We start from the raw sequence: 19,025 nt of genomic DNA, 5'->3' as shown, positions 1-19,025 counted from the left end.
CAAAAATCATGCCAATATTTATGTTTTTGATATATAAAGAAAACGCCCTGCAAGACTGCACAGAGCGTGGTGAGATTGACTAATTTTTGGCGAACTTTTAACGCTTGTCTGCTACCAGTTTTAGCGCCTGCTCCAGTACAGCAACATCTGCGCCAGCTTTATGGGCGTTTTCGCTCAGATAGCGACGCCACTGCCGCGCGCCGGGGATGCCCTGGAACAACCCCAGCATATGGCGAGTGATATGCCCCAGATACGCTCCCTGGCTCAATTCACGCTCAATATAGGGATACATCGCGCGAACCACCGCAACCGGGTCGGCATCGGTGGTATCGGCGCCAAAGATCTCCCGATCCACCGCGGCCAGTATACCCGGATTCTGATAAGCTTCGCGGCCAACCATGACGCCATCCATATGGCGCAGGTGCTCCTTCGCCTCTTCCAGAGATTTGATGCCGCCGTTAATGGACATGGTCAGGTGCGGAAAATCCCGCTTTAGCTGATAGACGCGCGGGTAATCCAGCGGCGGGATCTCACGATTTTCTTTCGGGCTTAAGCCAGAAAGCCAGGCTTTGCGCGCATGGATAATAAACATCTCGCATTCGCCCCGACCGGAAACCGTATCGATGAAATCACACAGAAACGCATAACTGTCCTGATCGTCAATACCAATGCGGGTTTTTACCGTTACCGGAATCGAGACGACATCACGCATGGCTTTAACACAATCGGCGACCAGTTGCGCATTGCCCATCAAACAGGCGCCAAACATACCATTTTGCACGCGATCGGAAGGGCACCCCACGTTGAGGTTAATTTCATCGTAGCCACGCGCTTCCGCCAGCTTTGCACAATGCGCAAGCTGAGCCGGATCGCTTCCACCAAGCTGTAGAGCGACCGGATGCTCTTCTTCGCTATAAGCCAGATAGTCACCCTTACCGTGAATAATCGCGCCCGTGGTCACCATTTCGGTGTAGAGCAGCGTCTGGCGAGACAGCAAACGCAGGAAATAGCGGCAATGTCTGTCCGTCCAGTCGAGCATAGGCGCGATGGAGAAGCGATAAGCAGGTAAAGCGGAGGACTGGGTTTCAGGCTGCATGGCGAATAAATAAGCATCCGGTTAAAAAAGGGGCGTTACTATAGCATAACGCTAAACCGGAGGCGTAGCGCCTCCGGTGAAAGCACCTCAGAATGTCATTGTAAGCTGCGCGCCTGCCCCCCAGGTTTCATCTTCGCCGTACAGTCCCATTAAATCGAGATGCACACGGTTAAAGGGCGCAAAGCCAAGACCGCCGGTAACCACATTGCTATCGTTATTTTTCACATCCGCACGATACCCTGCGCGCACCGCCAGCCATGACAACGGTCGAACTTCAGCGCCGACACCCACGTACTGTGAATTGTCTTCGCTCTTAAAGCCTTTCGTTTCCGTCAGATCGCCATCGGCGCTTACGGTCAGCAAATCGTTATGCCATGCGATGCCCGCAGTAACCAGGGGGCGGATTTGGTATGTATCTTTGTAGTTGGTGGTTTCTCCCGTCATACCATTAGTGATGTAAATATCTTTCGTATCGATATCGCGAGATACCAGATTTTGCCCGCTCAGCCCCAACGTCCAGTTTTCACCGATATCGGCAGCAAGCCCCGCATCAATGTTAAAACCCGTATCGTCATTGCGATAACGGCTGCTATTCCAGTCGCTACTGTCGTAGTTATAAATTGAGGTGGTGTAGTTATAGAGCCAGGTTTTTTGCAGTTTTGGCGTAACGCCAATGGAAACAGGCACCTCGCCCACCACAAACTGCTTCGCCAGTGCAATACCGTAGTCAGACACAATCGCTACCCGCCCCGACGCGGTAGAGTTTAAATGCTTTGTAATTTCGTCAGACCCCAGCAAAGCAGCGCGTCCTGCTTCACGAAGCGCGACACGTTCATCATGCTGGATATCGCGCAGATACTGAATATCGTTCTGATCAATGGACGAACTCACGCGCCCATGCGCATAACCTTTGGCGATAAACGCCACGGAAAGCGTTTGCCCTGGAATACTTACCGCCAACCCGGCGCCGGCATTGGCGCGGGCGGTTTTTCCGTTGAGATATTCCAGCTCATCGGCCAGGTCGCGCGCGGCGCCCTGAAATTGATTCAGCACGCCTCGCGGATTGAGCAGAATTTGCCCCAGCGTAAGGTTATCGACGACCTCATCGTAGTAATCCACTTTATCGCTGATATCGTCAATTTCATCCTGGAGATTGTCTTTATCCGTAATCTGGACGCCGACCGCAGGAAGGACAACAGTGATATTGTCTTCCGGTTTGGCTTTTGCCAGTAACGCCGGATTTAATAGTACTCCGCTGCCATAATTCGCGGACGCAACGCCCGTCCCGCCCATTGCGTCATTACGCGCTTCCGTCCAGGTATTGGCGGCGCTCGCCTGCTTTGCCATAAAAAGCGAGACCGCGATAGCAATCAGTGAAAGTTTGACGTTTTTGTTCACAGTTAGCCCATCTTATTATCAGGTGAAGTAATTCCTCCGCCACGCTTTACCGGACAGAGGCGAACTATTGCTGTGAAATAGTGATGTTAAATCCTGTTGTTATAATATCGACCCTCATTATGTATAGATGAGAATACTGGCGCGGAAAAGCTTAGCAGGCGATATATTGTCGCGGGGTAATTTCAGAGTTTTAAGCAGCTCGTGGTAAAGTAACGGATTAGACTTTCATGCCATTCGAGGTGCTACATGGAAAAGACCACAACGCAAGAGTTACTGGCGCAAGCTGAAAAACTCTGCGCGCAGCGCAACGTGCGCCTGACGCCTCAGCGCCTCGAAGTGCTGCGCCTGATGAGTCTGCAACAGGGTGCCATCAGCGCATACGATTTGCTCGATTTGCTGCGCGAAACGGAACCACAGGCCAAACCGCCCACCATTTACCGCGCGCTGGATTTTTTGCTCGAACAGGGTTTTGTCCATAAAGTGGAATCCACCAATAGTTATGTGGTTTGCCACCTGTTCGACCAGCCGACGCACAGCTCGGCCATGTTTATCTGCGATCGTTGCGGCGTGGTGAAGGAAGAGTGTGCCGAGGGCGTGGAAGACATCATGCATACGCTGGCGGCTAAAATGGGCTTTGCGCTACGACATAACGTTATTGAGGCGCACGGTCTGTGCCCTGCGTGCGTAGAAGTAGAAGCGTGTCGCCATCCGGGAAACTGTGGTCACGATCACTCGGTGCTGGTGAAGAAAAAACCACGTTAGCCTGAACGGAAAAACGGGCGGCAGTAGAGAGGGGCACGCCCGCATTCACAGGCAAACAGGGGGAAGCACATCCATGTACTCCTGGTAGGGGAAAACATATTACCAGCGATAGTTGTTACGGGTTTCCCAGTCAACAACCTCTTTTTCCGCCTGATCTTTCTGGTAACCGTAACGCTCCTGGATTTTACCTACCAGTTGGTCGCGTTTACCTTCGATAACGGTCATATCGTCATCGGTCAGTTTGCCCCATTGTTCTTTCATTTTACCTTTAAACTGTTTCCAGTTACCGCCGGCTTCGTCTTTATTCATCATCTTGTCCTCATCATTCGGTTAGGAATAGCAGGTGTTATTCGCCCAAATGCACTGCAATTTCTGCTGGACGTGATAATAATTGTAGGCAGGAATTCGGCCTTCGGTTTTATATTCAGAATTTTTAACCGTCACGATCTGGCAAACCATGTACCCTCGCGCCAGTGACGACGCCAGATAAGGCTCAACGACAGACCGCGAAGCGCCAGGAACACGGTTAATGCCAGCCATAAACCATGATTTCCTAATACCGGCAGGGCGAAGAGCGTCAGCGCGAATCCTCCCGCGGCGACTGCCATGCTATTGCGCATTTCGGCAGCGCGCGTCGCGCCAATAAACATACCGTCGAGCAGATAGCACCATACGCCCACCAGCGGTAATACCACCTGCCAGATAAGATACCGATCCGCCAGTAGCTGTATTTGCGGCAATGAGGTCAGTAACGCGACAATATGTTCGCCTGCCAGGGCATAGACTGTGGAAAACAACAAGGCCACAATTCCTGACTGACGACACGCCGCTCGCCAGACGTCCAGTAGCTTGCTACCGTCACGCGCGCCGTAAGCCTGACCGGAGTGCGCCTCCACCGCATAAGCAAAACCGTCCAGCGCATAGGCCGTAAAGGTGAGTAAGGTCATCAGGACTGCATTTACCGCGATAATATCGCTGCCCAGCCGCGCGCCTGACACCGTGATTGCGCCAAAACAAAGCTGAAGGAGCAATGAGCGCAGCATGATATCGCGATTGAGCGCCAAAAGGCGGCGCACGTTGCCGCGCCAGGCCTGTTTTAGCATATCCAGCGACACACCGCGGAGATGGAGAACTTTACGTACCATCATGATGCCGATCAGTAACGTGACATATTCTGCGATGACCGTCGCCAGGGCAGCACCCTGCACGTTCATATGAAGCCCCATCACCAGCCACAGGTCGAGCGCGATATTGAGGATATTGCCCACGACCAACAAGATAACCGGCGCCCGCGCATACTGAACGCCTAACAGCCAACCGAGCAGCACCAGATTCGCCAGTGACGCGGGAGCGCTTAGCCAACGAATTTCAAGGAAGCGTCTCGCTTGCACCAGGACAGCGTCGTTCCCGCCGACAATATGTAAAGCCAGCTCGATAAGCGGCGTGCGAAATAGCACAATCATCACGCCAGCGCCCAGCGCTAGTAATAACGGTTGAATGAGCGCCCGGGCTAACGCCTGCGGATTTTTGGCGCCAAATGCCTGCGCCGTTAGGCCGGTGGTGCTCATACGTAGAAATAGCAGCAGCATGAAAAGAAAGCTGGTGGCAGTCGCGCCCACCGCCACGCCGCCCAGGAAAACCGGGCTGTCCAGATGACCAATCACCGCCGTATCGACCAGCCCCAGCAAGGGGACGGTGATGTTAGAAAAAATCATCGGCAGCGCGAGATGCCAGAGAGCTTTATCAGAGGAGGTAAAAAGCGGCATGGAGAAAAGCCTGACAAGGAGTTAAACGAAACGAGCGCATTGCCGGATGGCAACGTAACGCCTTATCCGGCCTACAAATTAATCATCTCAGGAACTGCATTCCCGTAGGCCTGCTAAGCGCAGCGCCATCAGGCTGCACGATTGCCGGATGACGGCTTACAAGGAGATTAAAACGAGATTACAACCATTCCCCGTTGCGAATGACGCCTACCGCCAGCCCTTCAATCGTAAAGCTTTGTTCGCGCAGATCCACCACTATCGGTGTAAACTCGCTGTTTTCCGGCAGCAGCTCCACTTTATTGCCCTGCTTTTTCAGGCGTTTTACTGTCACTTCATCGTCAATGCGAGCGACAACCACCTGGCCATTACGGACGTCCTGCGTTTTATGTACCGCCAGCAAATCCCCATCCATAATACCGATGTCTTTCATCGACATACCGCTCACGCGCAGCAGGAAATCGGCGCTGGGTTTGAACAGCGAAGGATCGACCTGGTAATGGCCTTCAATATGCTGCTGCGCCAGAAGCGGTTCACCCGCCGCGACACGCCCGACAAGCGGTAATCCGTCCTCTTCTTCCTGTAACAGACGGATACCTCGCGATGCGCCGGAAACGATTTCAAGCACCCCTTTGCGCGCCAGCGCTTTAAGGTGTTCTTCCGCAGCGTTTGGGGAACGGAACCCCAAACGCTGCGCGATTTCCGCACGCGTCGGTGGCATACCTGTCTGGCTGATGTGATCCCGGATGAGATCAAACACCTCTTGTTGCCTGGCCGTTAACGCTTTCATTCCGCCCCCTGGGTGTATATACAGTCATGCTGTGAGTATATACAGTTAAAGGTGATTTTGGAACCACAAACGGCGCAAAAAACAAGAGATTTATAAAATTTGGAACCTTTATCGAAAATGTGACCATAACAGGATGCCCCAGGTCATCAGGGCAACGAAAATAGACAGTAGCACCGCAGCCGATCCCATATCTTTCGCACGGCCGGAAAGCTCATGGTATTCAGAACCGATGCGGTCAACGACCGCTTCAATAGCGCTGTTGAGGATTTCAACAATCATGATAAGTAAAACGGAACCTATCAATAACACACGGGTAATCGCATCCACATCCAGCCAGCAGGCGATGATGACGCCCAGCAATACCGCGATACTTTCCTGGCGAAACGCCGCTTCGTGAGTCCATGCGGCGCGAAATCCTTTCCAGGAATATCCTGCCGCTTTGATAATTCTGGTGAATCCAGTGGTATTATTGGCCATCAAAAGAACCTTTTTACATTATTAACGTCAATGACATTATACGGTTGCCCTGCACGATTCGGACTGCCGTAACGCAGCGCGAAGTATGACGGGATACAACAGAAATTCGCTAAACTTTCTGATATCCTTGCACCGCATTTGCATTATTAACCAGAGGCTTTACATCGTTTATGTCCGGCTGGCCACGAATTTACTACAAATTACTGAATTTACCATTAAGCATACTGGTAAAAAGCAAGTCTATTCCGGCGGAACCCGCCCAGGAATTGGGGCTCGATACTTCTCGCCCCATTATGTATGTCTTGCCATACAACTCAAAAGCGGACTTACTGACGCTGCGGGCGCAATGTCTGGCGCACGATCTCCCGGATCCGCTGGAGCCGCTGGAGATCGACGGCGCGCTGTTGCCACGCTATGTATTTATTCACGGCGGACCGCGTGTCTTTACCTATTACACGCCAAAAGAAGAGTCGGTGAAACTTTTTCACGATTATCTCGATCTGCATCGGAGTAATCCGGCTTTGGACGTGCAGATGGTGCCCGTTTCCGTGATGTTTGGCCGCGCGCCGGGTCGTGAAAAGGGAGAAGATAACCCGCCTTTACGTATGCTGAACGGCGTACAGAAATTCTTTGCCATCTCCTGGCTGGGTCGCGATAGCTTTGTCCGATTCTCGCCGTCCGTCTCATTGCGTCGTATGGCTGATGAACACGGCACCGATAAAATCATCGCGCAGAAGCTGGCTCGCGTGGCGCGTATGCACTTTGCTCGCCAGCGCCTGGCGGCGGTTGGCCCACGCCTGCCCGCCCGTCAGGATCTGTTTAACAAACTGCTGGCCTCGAAAGCGATCGCCCGCGCGGTAGAAGACGAAGCGCGCAGTAAAAAAATCTCTCATGAAAAAGCGCAGCAAAACGCCATTGCGCTGATGGAAGAGATCGCGGCGAACTTCTCTTACGAGATGATTCGTTTGACCGACAGGATTTTGGGGTTTACCTGGAACCGTCTTTACCAGGGAATTAACGTGCATAACGCCGAGCGCGTACGCCAACTGGCGCACGACGGGCATGAAATCGTCTATGTACCCTGTCACCGCAGCCATATGGACTACTTGCTCCTTTCTTATGTGCTGTACCATCAGGGACTGGTTCCGCCGCATATTGCCGCCGGTATTAACCTTAATTTCTGGCCCGCTGGCCCGATTTTCCGTCGTCTGGGCGCGTTCTTTATTCGTCGCACCTTTAAGGGGAATAAACTCTATTCCACCGTCTTTCGCGAATACCTGGGCGAACTGTTCAGCCGCGGTTACTCGGTTGAGTATTTTGTCGAAGGAGGACGTTCGCGTACCGGACGTTTGTTAGACCCGAAAACCGGCACCCTGTCGATGACTATCCAGGCGATGCTGCGCGGCGGTACCCGTCCAATTACGTTAGTGCCTATTTACATCGGCTATGAGCACGTCATGGAAGTGGGCACCTATGCGAAAGAACTGCGCGGCGCGACAAAAGAGAAAGAGAGCCTGCCGCAGATGCTGAAAGGCTTGAGCAAGCTGCGCAATCTGGGTCAGGGCTACGTTAACTTTGGCGAACCGATGCCGCTCATGACGTACCTGAACCAGCATGTGCCGGAGTGGCGCGAATCTATCGACCCTATAGAGGCCATACGCCCAGCCTGGCTGACGCCGACGGTAAATAGTATCGCCGCCGATCTGATGGTGCGTATTAACAACGCTGGCGCGGCAAACGCGATGAACCTGTGTTGTACCGCGCTGTTAGCGTCGCGTCAGCGCTCGCTCACCCGCGAGCAGCTCACCGAGCAGCTTGATTGCTATCTCGATCTGATGCGCAATGTCCCTTATTCCACAGACTCAACCGTTCCTGCCGCCAGCGCTGGCGAGCTCATCGCTCACGCGCTGCAGATGAATAAGTTTGAGGTCGAGAAAGACACCATTGGCGATATCATCATCCTGCCGCGCGAGCAGGCGGTGTTGATGACCTATTATCGTAACAATATCGCGCATATGTTGATTATGCCTTCGCTGATGGCGGCGATTATCACCCAGCATCGTCGCATTTCGCGTGATGCGTTGCAGCAGCATGTTGAAGCGCTCTATCCGATGTTAAAAGCGGAGCTGTTCCTGCGCTGGGAGCGCGAGGAGTTAGCCTCGGTCATTGACGCTCTGGCCAGTGAAATGCAGCGTCAGGGGCTAATTACCCTGCAGGATGATGAACTGCATATCAACCCGACGCATTCCCGTACGCTGCAGCTGCTGGCGGCAGGCGCGCACGAAACGCTACAGCGTTATGCCATTACGTTCTGGCTGTTGAGCGCCAATCCGTCCATCAACCGCAGTACGCTGGAGAAAGAAAGCCGTACCGTGGCGCAACGTCTGTCTGTCCTGCACGGTATTAACGCGCCGGAGTTTTTCGACAAAGCGGTGTTCAGTTCACTCGTGTTGACGCTACGGGATGAGGGTTATATCAGTGATACGGGCGATGCCGAACCGGCAGAAACGATGAAGATATATCAGATGCTTGCCGATCTGATTACCTCTGATGTCCGTCTGACGATTGAAAGCGCGACGCAGGGCGAGTAAGCCCGTGCCTGAAATGCCCGATGGCGTAAGCTTATCGGGCAACTGATATGACGTATTGAATATTTTGGCTTTGTAGGCCGGGTCCGCCCGGCATGACATCAGAAGTGCCAGTAACTCATCGCCAGCCCTAAAAATAGCACCAGGCCAACGTAGTTATTGTTCATAAAGGCTTTAAAGCAGGCTTCACGCTCACGGTTCGCAATCAGTTTTTGCTGGTAGACAAACAGCGCGCCCGCCACCAGCACAGCCCAGTAATATCCCCATCCCAGACCATTCAACCAGCCGATCAGCGCCATTAACGCCATGACGCCAAGCTGCAGAATCCCGATAATCAATGTGTCATAACGACCAAACAGGATCGCCGTCGATTTAATGCCTATCTTGATATCATCATCTCTGTCGACCATCGCATATTGCGTATCGTAAGCCACTGCCCAGAGAATATTGGCGAGGAACATTAGCCAGCAGCTCAACGGCAGGGATTCGCTCACCGCGGCGAACGCCATGGGGATTGACCAGCCGAAAGCGGCCCCCAGCACGACCTGCGGCAGGTGGGTGTAGCGTTTCATAAAGGGATAAACCCAGGCCAACGCCAGCGCCGCCACGGAAAGCAGAATCGTCATGGCGTTCAGCGTCAGCACCAACAGAAACGCCAGCAGCACCAGCACCACAAACAGGTTGCGCGCTTCTTTCTCTGTCACGGCGCCGCTGGGTAAAGGTCGGTTGACCGTACGTTTTACATGTCCGTCAAATTTACGATCGGCATAATCATTCACCACGCAGCCCGCCGCGCGCATTAACCACACGCCAGCGACAAAAACCGCCAAAATCCACAGCTGAGGCATACCCGGCGTCGCCACCCATAGCGCCCAAAGCGTCGGCCAGAGCAGCAGCAACGCGCCAATAGGCTTATCTGTACGCATCAAACGGTGAAACGCCAGCAGCTTACTCTGCGTCAGACTCCACTCCATCTTTATCTTCCTCTCAGTACAGCGGCGATGCAGGTAAAAAAAGCTCGGTAAGCAACAGCGGTTTTCCGCTCAACCGCAGTCGAGAGCGGCGCCCCCACAGCGTTGCATCGCGTCCAATTTCAATAAAATCGCGGGTCAGTGTCGATGATGTAAATAGATAACGTCCAAGCGGGGTTTTACCCAGATGTTGTAAGACCTGTTCAGGTCCGCACAGCGTGGATTCCGGTACCACGGTACGTCCGGCAAGCCAGGGCTCGCCGTCAGCGCAAAGCAGTATCTCACGTAACCAGTAGCGGGACTCGGATGGCAGTAAACCTGATGCTTCCTCGACCTCACTTTGGCCGACAAACGCTTCCCGAATCAGCGTCACGCTTACCCGCTTTCCCTGCTGCTCAAAACGTTTAGTCATAGAATCTTCCAGCAACAGCCAGTCCAGCAAATGGGGTTCAAGCGCAGGAATCGCATCAAAATAGCGCAGCGCACGCAGTTGCGTTAACGCAGGGTGTGACATGCCTTACTCTCCGATTCATAACCTAAAGTCATTGTATCTCAGAAAAGACATTACGGGGGGCGCAATCACAATTAAGTGATCTGTTGCGCAACAAAAAAATAACAATTCGCATGAAATGACAAAAAAAGGTGCGCCAGGAGACGCACCAGTTGCTGCAAAATCAGCACTGTGGGGAAACAATTACCCCTTGCCTTTTACACTGCTGATAAAGGTGGAACGGGCAGATGTCGATCCCAGACGTTCGGCCTCATCAAGCAGTTTCAGCGCTTTATCGACGTCGCCTTTCGCTACGGCATCCTTAATCGCTTTATTAAAGTAGCTTTCCGTATCGTTCAACATCGGTTCGCTTTTCTTCGGCGCGACTGGCGCTGGCGCAGCGACCGGCGCGGCGGTATTGCCTACCGTTACCGGCCCGGTACCGGACGAGCCAAACAACGGCCCGACCAATACGCTGGAGCTGCTGTTGGTTTTCACCTTCAGTTTCACCACGCCGTCAGTGGTATGGCGAGCAACTGGATCGGGAATATCCGGGATAGAGTTACCGACGCCTTTGGCATAGGCTTTTGCCGGATCGAGCAGCGTAGTAGTTTGCTGAAGATCTTTTTCGGTCGTAAACACCAGAACATAGAGTTTCTGCTGCCCCAACGCAGGCGTCAGGCGCATCACGCCTTCCAGCCGGTCTGCGCTCATGACGCCCGGCTGCTGATAAGTAAAGTAACTGCTGGGGAAGAACGCCGAAGGCGTCATATTTTGGTCAAGAATCAACACGTTTGGCGCAAAAACGCTGGCTTGCTTATTGACCTCGCTGGTCAGAGTTAATGTCAGCTCGCCGATATTCGCCGGAACGCTATAAGCGGCGACCGGGCCGGTAATGCCGGCGACGTCAAGGCGCTGGCCGCCCGTCGCCAGTTGGGTAGACTGCGTTTTTGACTGATCTACAGGCGTCCAGGTTAATTGCTGTAGCGCAGCAGCAGGAATAGCGGGCGCGGCGCTGGTATTTTGCGGTACATAGTTCACTTCCGCCAGGCTGATACCCGGCACGCTGGCGAACAGCCCTGCGGTTAAACAGAGGGCGACGAGACTTTTCTTCATTTTCATTATTCTCACCTCAATAAGGCGGGTTCAGCGGTAGCCAGGCAATAGCGCGCCAACCCAAACATATCGCCGAATGGCGGCTGGCGCCTTATTCGGCTTACAAGCATCATCAGACCTGATGTTTCAGAGGGGCTTGCGCCCCTCGTTACGTCAGATGACCATCGTATTACCACCAGATTTCCATCTGGGCGCCGAAGGTCCACTCATCGCTATCGCCACGGCTGTTGGTGGAAATGCCGGAGTTAGTCGCTGCGGCATAACGGGAAATGTTATCGCCGTCGTTGATATAGCCCCATTTCTCATCCCATTTCGCGTAGGTGGCGAAAATACGGATAGCCGGACGCGACCAGATGCTGTCGCCCGCCTGCCACTGTTGCGCCAGGGTGATTTTATATTGATTGTTACGATCGCCGGTCTGCTGAGATTTCACGTTGTCGTAGCCGACTTCCAGCAGGGTGCTCATGATTGGCGTCCACTTGTACATTGGACGTACACCCACGGTCCACCACTCAGTACCCAGGTTATTATCCCAATCGATATTCTGGTACATACCGACGTACATCAAATCCCATTTATCACCAAGCGAGATGGCGCCATGATCCAAAATACGCCACATATCGCCATTATTATTGATGACCTTATTGGCATAATTAATTTTGGTTCCATCAGGCAATTCTTCAGTGAAAGATGAAGAACCGTCGGAACCGCGCGCCTGGCCTTTACCCTGCGTAGTCATGGCATCGGTGGCATATTGCACGACAAACTTGTTATAGCCTTTCAACATGCTTTGCGTGTGTTCGGCGGTGAACATCCAGCCGTCTTTCGATGCCCCATCAGCCAGCTTATAACCATCGGTCGTATTGGCGCGGCCGTAATCAACGCCCAGCTCCAGTACGCCGTCCGGGTTCGTTTGCAGACCAGCCAGACGTACGTCAAAGACGTCGTTAGCGGTATCTTTCACTTCATCATAAATATTCTGGCTGCTGAAGGTGTAAGAGCCGCCCGCTTCAGTAGACCGGGTCGCCGCCAGTGAAAGCTTACCGAAGCCCAGATCGATATTTTCGATACCCGCGCCAGGACCTGAAATATCCCAGTAGTAGAAGTCGATCATGTGTACGTCATGACGCTGATAGAAGCGCTTACCGGCCCAGATGGTAGAGCCCGGCAGCCATTCAATCAGGTTTTTACCCTGCACGTTCGCTTCGCGGAAGGCGGGATCGGTCGATTCCCAGTCGTTCTGCTGGTTAACCGAATAGGCGACGTTGGTGTCGAAATAGAAGCTCTTATCGCCCTCTTTCCACACTTCCTGGCCCAGTTTCAGTTCCGCATAGGTTTCACATTCGTTACCAAGACGGTATTTACTTTGGGCACCCGTTGCCTGGAAACACTGTTGTTCGCCGCCGCTTCCCGTCCAGCCAATACCGGAACGGGCGTAACCGTGGAAATCGACAGCCATTGCCTGAGCGGACATTACGCCCGCTGCGACAGCAACCGCCAGTGGGAGTTTGCGCAGAGTAATCATCATTCTATCTCCTGAGATCATTGCTTTTCTTTAAACGCTGCCACCTTCTAAAACTGCGAATGGTTTTGCGTTTCGTTTTTTTATGGAGGCCTTAAACACCCGGCTCTTGATGCAGACGACGACATGCGCTGCCATCCTCGCGGAACAGATGACAGCGCTCTGGCAGCAGGCCGATAGCGAATGTGGCGCCCTCTTCTACCAGCACCACGTCATTCTGGCGATAAACCAGGTTTTGACGGATGGCGGGGATCTGGATATGAATTTGTGTTTCGTGCCCTAACTGCTCGACCACCTGGACTTCACCTTCCAGGGTGACATCGGCGATATCGCTCGGCAGCAGGTGTTCCGGCCGAATGCCTAAAGACATATTGGCGCCGACCTGCACGCCGCGACTTTCGACCGGCAGCCAGATTTGCTGGCGATTCGGCAGTTCGACCTGGACTTGTTCAATTGCGGTGGCGGTCACTTTCACCGGCAGGAAGTTCATCTTCGGCGAGCCGATAAAGCCCGCGACAAAGCGGTCCGCCGGATAGTGGTACAGCTCCAGCGGCTTACCGACCTGCGCGACGCGACCGGCGTCCAGCACCACGATTTTGTCGGCCAGCGTCATCGCCTCGACCTGATCGTGGGTGACGTAAATCATCGTGCGGCCCAGACGTTTATGCAGGCGAGAAATTTCAATACGCATCTGCACGCGCAGCGCGGCGTCCAGGTTAGAGAGCGGTTCATCCAGCAAAAACACACGCGGCTCCGCCACCAGCGTGCGGCCAATCGCTACGCGCTGACGCTGACCGCCGGAAAGCGCTTTTGGCTTACGTTCCAGCAGATGCGCCAGTTGCAGCACTTCCGCCACCTGATTGACGCGTTGATTCATTACCTCTTTTTTGGCGCCCGCCAGCTTGAGGCCGAAAGACATGTTTTCTGCAACGGAGAGATGGGGATAGAGCGCATAAGACTGGAATACCATGCCCACGCCGCGCTCGGCAGGCGGAATATCATTCATACGGGTTTCCCCGATAAACAGGTCGCCACTGGTGATGGTTTCAAGCCCGGCGATCATACGCAGCAAGGTCGATTTACCACAGCCTGACGGTCCCACAAACACCACGAACTCCCCGTCATGGATATCGAGGTTAATATCTTTCGATACCACCACGTCACCCCAGGCTTTCGTTACATTTCGTAGCTGTACGCTCGCCATGCCCTTCTCCCTTCGTTACAACCTGTCATTGACAGCAACATTCATGATGGCCTGACTATGCGCGATCCCTGACTGGGGTAAATCCTCCACCCCCCGGCTTTTTTATGGGGGAGGAGGCGGGAGGATGAGGACACAGCGCCTGAGACCACGGGCGCGGACAGAAAAGGAATTTCGTGATGCCACCCGCAAAAATCGGCGTGTTTTTATGTGCGCCAGCACGCGTTACTCACATTTATGTAACACAGATCACATAAAGCCGGGGTGGGGCGTAGGGGCGGGGAGGATGGAAAGAGGTTGTCGTATAAAGAAACTAGAGACCGTTAAACCACCTCTGTGTACATCACCAAAAAGGATGGGAGATATGAAGATTAAAACTGGCGTAGGCATCCTCGCATTATCCGCACTTACGACGATGATGATTTCCGCCCCGGCTCTCGCCAAAATTGAAGAAGGTAAACTGGTTATCTGGATCAACGGCGACAAGGGCTATAACGGTCTGGCCGAGGTCGGTAAAAAATTTGAGCAAGACACCGGCATTAAAGTGACCGTTGAGCACCCGGATAAGCTGGAAGAGAAATTCCCGCAGGTGGCAGCCACCGGCGACGGTCCTGACATTATCTTCTGGGCGCACGACCGTTTTGGCGGCTACGCGCAGTCTGGTCTGCTGGCGGAGGTCACTCCGGATAAAGCGTTTCAGGACAAACTCTATCCGTTCACCTGGGATGCGGTACGCTATAACGGCAAGCTGATCGCCTACCCCATCGCCGTTGAAGCCCTCTCCCTGATTTATAACAAAGACCTTGTCCCGAACCCGCCGAAAACCTGGGAAGAGATCCCGGCGCTGGATAAAGAGCTAAAAGCGAAAGGGAAGTCGGCGATAATGTTCAACCTGCAAGAACCGTATTTCACCTGGCCTTTGATCGCCGCTGACGGCGGTTACGCATTCAAATTTGAAAACGGCAAGTATGACGTGAAAGACGTTGGCGTCGACAACGCCGGCGCGAAAGCGGGCCTGACTTTCCTGATCGATATGATCAAGAACAAAAATATGAGCGCCGATACCGATTACTCCATCGCCGAAGCGGCCTTCAATAAAGGCGAAACGGCAATGACCATCAACGGCCCGTGGGCATGGTCGAACATCGACAAGAGCAAAGTCAACTACGGTGTAACCCTGCTGCCGACCTTCAAAGGCAAACCCTCGAAACCGTTCGTCGGCGTGCTGAGCGCGGGGATTAACGCTGCCAGCCCGAACAAGGAGCTGGCGAAAGAGTTCCTCGAAAACTACCTGCTGACCGATCAGGGTCTGGAAGCGGTGAACAAAGATAAACCGCTGGGCGCCGTGGCGCTGAAATCTTTCCAGGAGCAGTTAGCGAAAGACCCCCGTATCGCCGCCACCATGGATAACGCCCAGAAAGGCGAGATCATGCCTAATATTCCGCAGATGTCCGCCTTCTGGTATGCGGTACGTACGGCTGTGATCAACGCCGCCAGCGGCCGTCAAACCGTGGATGCCGCGCTGAAAGATGCACAAAGCCGTATCACCAAGTAATGCCGCGAGCCTGTGCCGGATGGCGGCATAAATGCCTTATCCGGCCTACAACACACCGTAGGCCTGATAAGCGCAGCGCCATCAGGCACATCTCCGGCCAGGAAGTTTCAACGCTGTAGAGGAAAACCCCCATGGATGTCATTAAAAAGAAACACTGGTGGCAAAGCGACCAGCTTAAATGGTCAGTAATTGGTCTGCTGGGCCTGCTGGTGGGTTACCTTGTAGTTTTAATGTACGTACAAGGGGAGTATCTGTTCGCCATCATGACGCTGATTTTAAGCTCTGCTGGCCTGTATATTTTCGCAAATCGTAAAACCTACGCCTGGCGCTACGTTTACCCTGGCCTCGCCGGCATGGGGCTGTTTGTGCTATTCCCGCTGGTGTGCACTATCGCCATCGCCTTTACTAACTACAGCAGCACCAACCAGCTCACCTTTGAACGCGCCCAGCAAGTGCTGATGGACCGTTCTTATCAGGCGGGAAAAACCTATAACTTCGGTCTTTACCCGGCCGGCGACGAGTGGCAACTGGCCCTCACCGACGGAGAAACGGGCAAACATTACCTGTCTGACGCATTTTCCTTCGGCGGCGAACAAAAATTACAGCTGAAAGAGACCGATGCCCTGCCGGGCGGCGAACGCGCCAATCTGCGGATAATCACCCAGAACCGTCTGGCGCTGAACCAGATAACCGCCGTCCTGCCGGATGAAAGTAAAGTAATTATGAGCTCGCTACGTCAGTTTTCCGGTACTCGTCCGCTGTACACACTGGCTGATGACGGCCTGCTGACCAATAACCAGAGCGGCGTAAAATACCGGCCAAACAACGATAGCGGTTATTATCAGTCGATCAACGCCGACGGAAGCTGGGGTGATGAAAAACTCAGTCCTGGTTATACCGTTACTATCGGCGCGAAAAACTTTACGCGCGTCTTTACCGACGAAGGGATCCAGAAGCCCTTTTTCGCTATCTTCGTCTGGACCGTGGTCTTTTCGGTCCTCACTGTGGTGTTAACCGTGGCGGTTGGGATGGTATTGGCCTGCCTCGTACAGTGGGAAGCGCTGAAAGGTAAAGCTATCTACCGCGTCCTGCTGATTCTGCCCTACGCCGTACCGTCGTTTATTTCAATTTTGATTTTCAAAGGGTTATTCAACCAAAGCTTTGGTGAAATCAATATGATGCTGAGCGCGCTGTTCGGCATTAAACCTGCCTGGTTCAGCGACCCCAACACCGCGCGGGCAATGGTGATTATCGTGAATACCTGGCTGGGCTATCCCTACATGATGATCCTGTGCATGGGACTGCTGAAAGCGATTCCGGATGACCTGTACGAAGCCTCCGCAATGGACGGCGCCGGTCCATTTCAGAATTTCTTTAAGATCACCTTACCGCTGCTGATTAAGCCGCTAACGCCGCTGATGATCGCCAGCTTCGCCTTTAACTTTAATAACTTTGTCCTGATTCAGTTATTGACCAACGGCGGGCCAGACCGTCTCGGCACCACCACGCCTGCCGGTTATACCGATCTACTCGTCAGCTACACCTACCGTATCGCCTTTGAAGGCGGCGGCGGTCAGGACTTCGGTCTGGCGGCGGCCATTGCCACGCTGATCTTCCTGCTGGTAGGCGCGCTGGCAATAGTGAACCTGAAAGCCACGCGTATGAAGTTTGATTAAGGGAGATAATAACAATGGCTATGGTCCAACCCAAATCTCAGAAACTGCGTCTCCTCATCACGCACCTGGGGCTGCTGATTTTCATCGCAGCGATTATGTTCCCGCTGCTGATGGTCATCGCTATCTCGCTACGTGAAGGGAACTTCGCCACCGGAAGCCTGATCCCGGATAAAATCTCCTGGGAACACTGGCGGCTGGCGCTGGGTTTCAGAGTGGAACATGCGGATGGTCGGGTAACGCCGCCTCCCTTCCCGGTCCTGCTGTGGCTGTGGAACTCGGTGAAAATCGCCGGTATTACCGCCATCGGCATCGTGGCGCTCTCCACCACCTGCGCCTACGCTTTCGCACGAATGCGTTTTCCAGGTAAAGCAACACTGCTCAAAGGGATGCTGATTTTCCAGATGTTTCCGGCGGTTTTGTCTCTGGTAGCGCTGTATGCGTTATTTGATCGCTTGGGACAATACATTCCATTTATCGGTCTGAATACGCATGGCGGCGTGATCTTCGCCTATCTTGGCGGCATCGCGCTGCATGTTTGGACGATTAAAGGCTACTTCGAAACTATCGACAGTTCGCTGGAAGAGGCCGCCGCGCTGGATGGCGCAACCCCGTGGCAGGCGTTTCGCCTGGTGCTGCTGCCGCTTTCCGTACCGATTCTGGCGGTGGTGTTTATTCTGTCGTTCATCGCAGCGATTACCGAAGTTCCGGTCGCCTCGTTGTTACTGCGCGATGTGGACAGCTATACGCTGGCCGTGGGTATGCAGCAATATCTCAACCCGCAAAACTACCTGTGGGGCGACTTTGCCGCCGCCGCCGTCCTTTCAGCTATTCCTATCACCCTGGTGTTCCTGTTGGCGCAACGTTGGCTGGTCAACGGCCTGACGGCAGGGGGTGTGAAAGGTTAAGTTTTATCGAAGTACCTGCCCGGCAACGGGCAATGCCACTGCCCTCAAGTTATGTTATCCCCACTTATGGTCGTATTTTGGCGCTCTTCGGAGCGCTTTTTTTATGCGTTATAGACAGCGGCTAATTTATTGCCACGCCATACGTCCGTTACGGTGTGGCGACGCCTATTCTCGCCGTAGTCGGTTCGAATTACATAACCACAACGTGATAACCAACAGGAGGATCGCCGCCGAATAGAGTAATACATCCATTGGCGTTTTATGATCGACAATGATCAGACGCACAATCGCCGTGATCCCAATGTACACGAAATAGCTCAGCGGAAAGTGAAGGCCAGACTTAAAGTACTTCACAATCAGCGCAATAAATTCGAAATAAAGAAAGTAGATCACCAGCCCTTCCACCAGTTCATATTTGCTGGCTTGCTCAGGCGCGAATAATGCATCCGCCAGATGAACCGTCTCTTTACCGAGAAAAACGACCAGGATCAGACCGAGGGTAAGCAGCCCCAAATTTAGTACGTTTTGTAAAATCGTGGCGATAAACTCAAGACGTGAGCGCGATAATGGCATCATAACAGCCCCCTCTTTCTCTGCGGCGAGGTTTCTGTATAACGCACAAATGTGACGGGCATCTATATTTTTTATTTATGTTTATATTTTGTTCAATAAGATAATTTGCCGGATAGCGCCGTAAACGCCTTATCCGGCCTGA

The 19,025-nt window shown here is 53.3% G+C and carries 18 protein-coding genes and 1 pseudogene; 5 read left to right on the top strand and 14 right to left on the bottom strand.

Annotation, left to right across the window (positions count from 1 at the left end; all coding sequences use genetic code 11):
* Positions 1-97: 97 nt before the first annotated feature.
* Positions 98-1,096: a tRNA dihydrouridine(20/20a) synthase DusA gene (gene dusA / locus ACFK9X_RS02570; RefSeq protein ID WP_079830916.1), complete on the bottom strand. Its 999-nt coding sequence runs from the start codon at positions 1,094-1,096 to the stop codon at positions 98-100.
* An 87-nt stretch (positions 1,097-1,183) separates the two neighbouring features.
* Positions 1,184-2,494, bottom strand: coding sequence for a conjugal transfer protein TraF (locus ACFK9X_RS02565; RefSeq protein WP_001039335.1), 1,311 nt, complete (start codon positions 2,492-2,494; stop codon positions 1,184-1,186).
* A gap of 246 nt (positions 2,495-2,740) precedes the next feature.
* Between ACFK9X_RS02565 and zur the strand changes: the two genes are divergently transcribed.
* Positions 2,741-3,256, top strand: coding sequence for a zinc uptake transcriptional repressor Zur (gene zur, locus ACFK9X_RS02560; protein WP_000416272.1), 516 nt, complete (start codon positions 2,741-2,743; stop codon positions 3,254-3,256).
* 99 nt (positions 3,257-3,355) lie between these two features.
* Here the strand turns inward: zur and ACFK9X_RS02555 are convergent, their stop codons facing one another.
* The 5 genes from ACFK9X_RS02555 to ACFK9X_RS02535 form a co-directional block, all read right to left on the bottom strand.
* Positions 3,356-3,565, bottom strand: coding sequence for a CsbD family protein (locus tag ACFK9X_RS02555; RefSeq protein ID WP_001030592.1), 210 nt, complete (start codon positions 3,563-3,565; stop codon positions 3,356-3,358).
* A gap of 21 nt (positions 3,566-3,586) precedes the next feature.
* Positions 3,587-3,700 carry a hypothetical protein gene (locus tag ACFK9X_RS02550; protein WP_001575282.1) on the bottom strand — a complete coding sequence of 38 codons (114 nt, stop codon included), beginning with the start codon at positions 3,698-3,700 and terminating at the stop codon, positions 3,587-3,589.
* Complete coding sequence (dinF, locus tag ACFK9X_RS02545) at positions 3,697-5,022, bottom strand: MATE family efflux transporter DinF (protein ID WP_151115434.1); 1,326 nt, start codon at positions 5,020-5,022, stop codon at positions 3,697-3,699. Before dinF ends, ACFK9X_RS02550 begins: the two co-directional genes overlap by 4 nt.
* A gap of 178 nt (positions 5,023-5,200) precedes the next feature.
* Positions 5,201-5,809 (bottom strand): transcriptional repressor LexA, encoded by a 609-nt coding sequence (lexA, locus tag ACFK9X_RS02540; protein WP_000646079.1) that lies wholly within the window; start codon positions 5,807-5,809, stop codon positions 5,201-5,203.
* A 108-nt stretch (positions 5,810-5,917) separates the two neighbouring features.
* Complete coding sequence (locus ACFK9X_RS02535; RefSeq protein WP_000002900.1) at positions 5,918-6,286, bottom strand: diacylglycerol kinase; 369 nt, start codon at positions 6,284-6,286, stop codon at positions 5,918-5,920.
* Positions 6,287-6,456: 170 nt separating this feature from the next.
* Between ACFK9X_RS02535 and plsB the strand changes: the two genes are divergently transcribed.
* On the top strand, positions 6,457-8,877 hold the full coding sequence (plsB, locus tag ACFK9X_RS02530) for a glycerol-3-phosphate 1-O-acyltransferase PlsB (RefSeq protein ID WP_151115432.1): 2,421 nt from the start codon (positions 6,457-6,459) through the stop codon (positions 8,875-8,877).
* A gap of 98 nt (positions 8,878-8,975) precedes the next feature.
* Here the strand turns inward: plsB and ubiA are convergent, their stop codons facing one another.
* From ubiA to malK, 5 genes are all read right to left on the bottom strand, one after another.
* Positions 8,976-9,848 (bottom strand): 4-hydroxybenzoate octaprenyltransferase, encoded by an 873-nt coding sequence (gene ubiA, locus ACFK9X_RS02525; protein WP_000455249.1) that lies wholly within the window; start codon positions 9,846-9,848, stop codon positions 8,976-8,978.
* Between the two features lie 13 nt (positions 9,849-9,861).
* A complete protein-coding gene (ubiC, locus tag ACFK9X_RS02520) occupies positions 9,862-10,359 on the bottom strand; it encodes a chorismate lyase (protein WP_000019219.1) in 498 nt (165 codons plus the stop codon).
* A 180-nt stretch (positions 10,360-10,539) separates the two neighbouring features.
* A complete protein-coding gene (gene malM / locus ACFK9X_RS02515) occupies positions 10,540-11,457 on the bottom strand; it encodes a maltose operon protein MalM (RefSeq protein WP_000782497.1) in 918 nt (305 codons plus the stop codon).
* Positions 11,458-11,620: 163 nt separating this feature from the next.
* Complete coding sequence (locus ACFK9X_RS02510) at positions 11,621-12,979, bottom strand: maltoporin (RefSeq protein ID WP_151115430.1); 1,359 nt, start codon at positions 12,977-12,979, stop codon at positions 11,621-11,623.
* A gap of 88 nt (positions 12,980-13,067) precedes the next feature.
* The gene (malK, locus tag ACFK9X_RS02505) at positions 13,068-14,177 is read right to left on the bottom strand and encodes a maltose/maltodextrin ABC transporter ATP-binding protein MalK (protein ID WP_000179175.1); all 1,110 of its coding nucleotides are present in this window, start codon (positions 14,175-14,177) and stop codon (positions 13,068-13,070) included.
* Between the two features lie 361 nt (positions 14,178-14,538).
* On the opposite strand from malK, the gene malE reads away from it, so the two are divergent.
* Entirely contained in the window at positions 14,539-15,729 is a 1,191-nt protein-coding gene (gene malE / locus ACFK9X_RS02500; RefSeq protein ID WP_000695415.1) for a maltose/maltodextrin ABC transporter substrate-binding protein MalE, read from the top strand.
* Here malE and ACFK9X_RS02495 read toward each other — a convergent pair.
* Positions 15,678-15,818: pseudogene (locus ACFK9X_RS02495) on the bottom strand (hypothetical protein); the annotation flags it as partial. The gene malE and the pseudogene ACFK9X_RS02495 overlap by 52 nt on opposite strands.
* Positions 15,819-15,860: 42 nt before the next feature.
* Here ACFK9X_RS02495 and malF point away from each other — a divergent pair.
* Together malF and malG are read left to right on the top strand one after the other, a co-directional pair.
* On the top strand, positions 15,861-17,405 hold the full coding sequence (gene malF, locus ACFK9X_RS02490) for a maltose ABC transporter permease MalF (protein ID WP_000382565.1): 1,545 nt from the start codon (positions 15,861-15,863) through the stop codon (positions 17,403-17,405).
* A gap of 14 nt (positions 17,406-17,419) precedes the next feature.
* Positions 17,420-18,310 carry a maltose ABC transporter permease MalG gene (gene malG, locus ACFK9X_RS02485; protein WP_070119925.1) on the top strand — a complete coding sequence of 297 codons (891 nt, stop codon included), beginning with the start codon at positions 17,420-17,422 and terminating at the stop codon, positions 18,308-18,310.
* Between the two features lie 165 nt (positions 18,311-18,475).
* Here malG and psiE read toward each other — a convergent pair whose 3' ends face one another.
* Positions 18,476-18,886 (bottom strand): phosphate-starvation-inducible protein PsiE, encoded by a 411-nt coding sequence (gene psiE, locus ACFK9X_RS02480; RefSeq protein ID WP_151115428.1) that lies wholly within the window; start codon positions 18,884-18,886, stop codon positions 18,476-18,478.
* Positions 18,887-19,025: the final 139 nt, after the last annotated feature.

The organism is Salmonella sp. WC3 (assembly GCF_042932255.1).
In the GTDB taxonomy this organism is placed as follows: Bacteria; Pseudomonadota; Gammaproteobacteria; order Enterobacterales; family Enterobacteriaceae; genus Salmonella; species Salmonella enterica.
Note: the sequence above shows the minus strand (reverse complement) of the source record. Positions and strands in the feature narration are given on the sequence as shown.

Excerpts from the sequence above, each read along its gene's own strand:
- dusA (WP_079830916.1), bottom strand. The coding sequence starts at position 1,096 with ATGCAGCCTGAAACCCAGTCCTCCGCTTTACCTGCTTATCGCTTCTCC.
- zur (WP_000416272.1), top strand. The coding sequence starts at position 2,741 with ATGGAAAAGACCACAACGCAAGAGTTACTGGCGCAAGCTGAAAAACTC.
- ACFK9X_RS02555 (WP_001030592.1), bottom strand. The coding sequence starts at position 3,565 with ATGAATAAAGACGAAGCCGGCGGTAACTGGAAACAGTTTAAAGGTAAA.
- dinF (WP_151115434.1), bottom strand. The coding sequence starts at position 5,022 with ATGCCGCTTTTTACCTCCTCTGATAAAGCTCTCTGGCATCTCGCGCTG.
- lexA (WP_000646079.1), bottom strand. The coding sequence starts at position 5,809 with ATGAAAGCGTTAACGGCCAGGCAACAAGAGGTGTTTGATCTCATCCGG.
- ACFK9X_RS02535 (WP_000002900.1), bottom strand. The coding sequence starts at position 6,286 with ATGGCCAATAATACCACTGGATTCACCAGAATTATCAAAGCGGCAGGA.
- plsB (WP_151115432.1), top strand. The coding sequence starts at position 6,457 with ATGTCCGGCTGGCCACGAATTTACTACAAATTACTGAATTTACCATTA.
- ubiA (WP_000455249.1), bottom strand. The coding sequence starts at position 9,848 with ATGGAGTGGAGTCTGACGCAGAGTAAGCTGCTGGCGTTTCACCGTTTG.
- ubiC (WP_000019219.1), bottom strand. The coding sequence starts at position 10,359 with ATGTCACACCCTGCGTTAACGCAACTGCGTGCGCTGCGCTATTTTGAT.
- malM (WP_000782497.1), bottom strand. The coding sequence starts at position 11,457 with ATGAAAATGAAGAAAAGTCTCGTCGCCCTCTGTTTAACCGCAGGGCTG.
- ACFK9X_RS02510 (WP_151115430.1), bottom strand. The coding sequence starts at position 12,979 with ATGATGATTACTCTGCGCAAACTCCCACTGGCGGTTGCTGTCGCAGCG.
- malK (WP_000179175.1), bottom strand. The coding sequence starts at position 14,177 with ATGGCGAGCGTACAGCTACGAAATGTAACGAAAGCCTGGGGTGACGTG.
- malE (WP_000695415.1), top strand. The coding sequence starts at position 14,539 with ATGAAGATTAAAACTGGCGTAGGCATCCTCGCATTATCCGCACTTACG.
- malF (WP_000382565.1), top strand. The coding sequence starts at position 15,861 with ATGGATGTCATTAAAAAGAAACACTGGTGGCAAAGCGACCAGCTTAAA.
- malG (WP_070119925.1), top strand. The coding sequence starts at position 17,420 with ATGGCTATGGTCCAACCCAAATCTCAGAAACTGCGTCTCCTCATCACG.
- psiE (WP_151115428.1), bottom strand. The coding sequence starts at position 18,886 with ATGATGCCATTATCGCGCTCACGTCTTGAGTTTATCGCCACGATTTTA.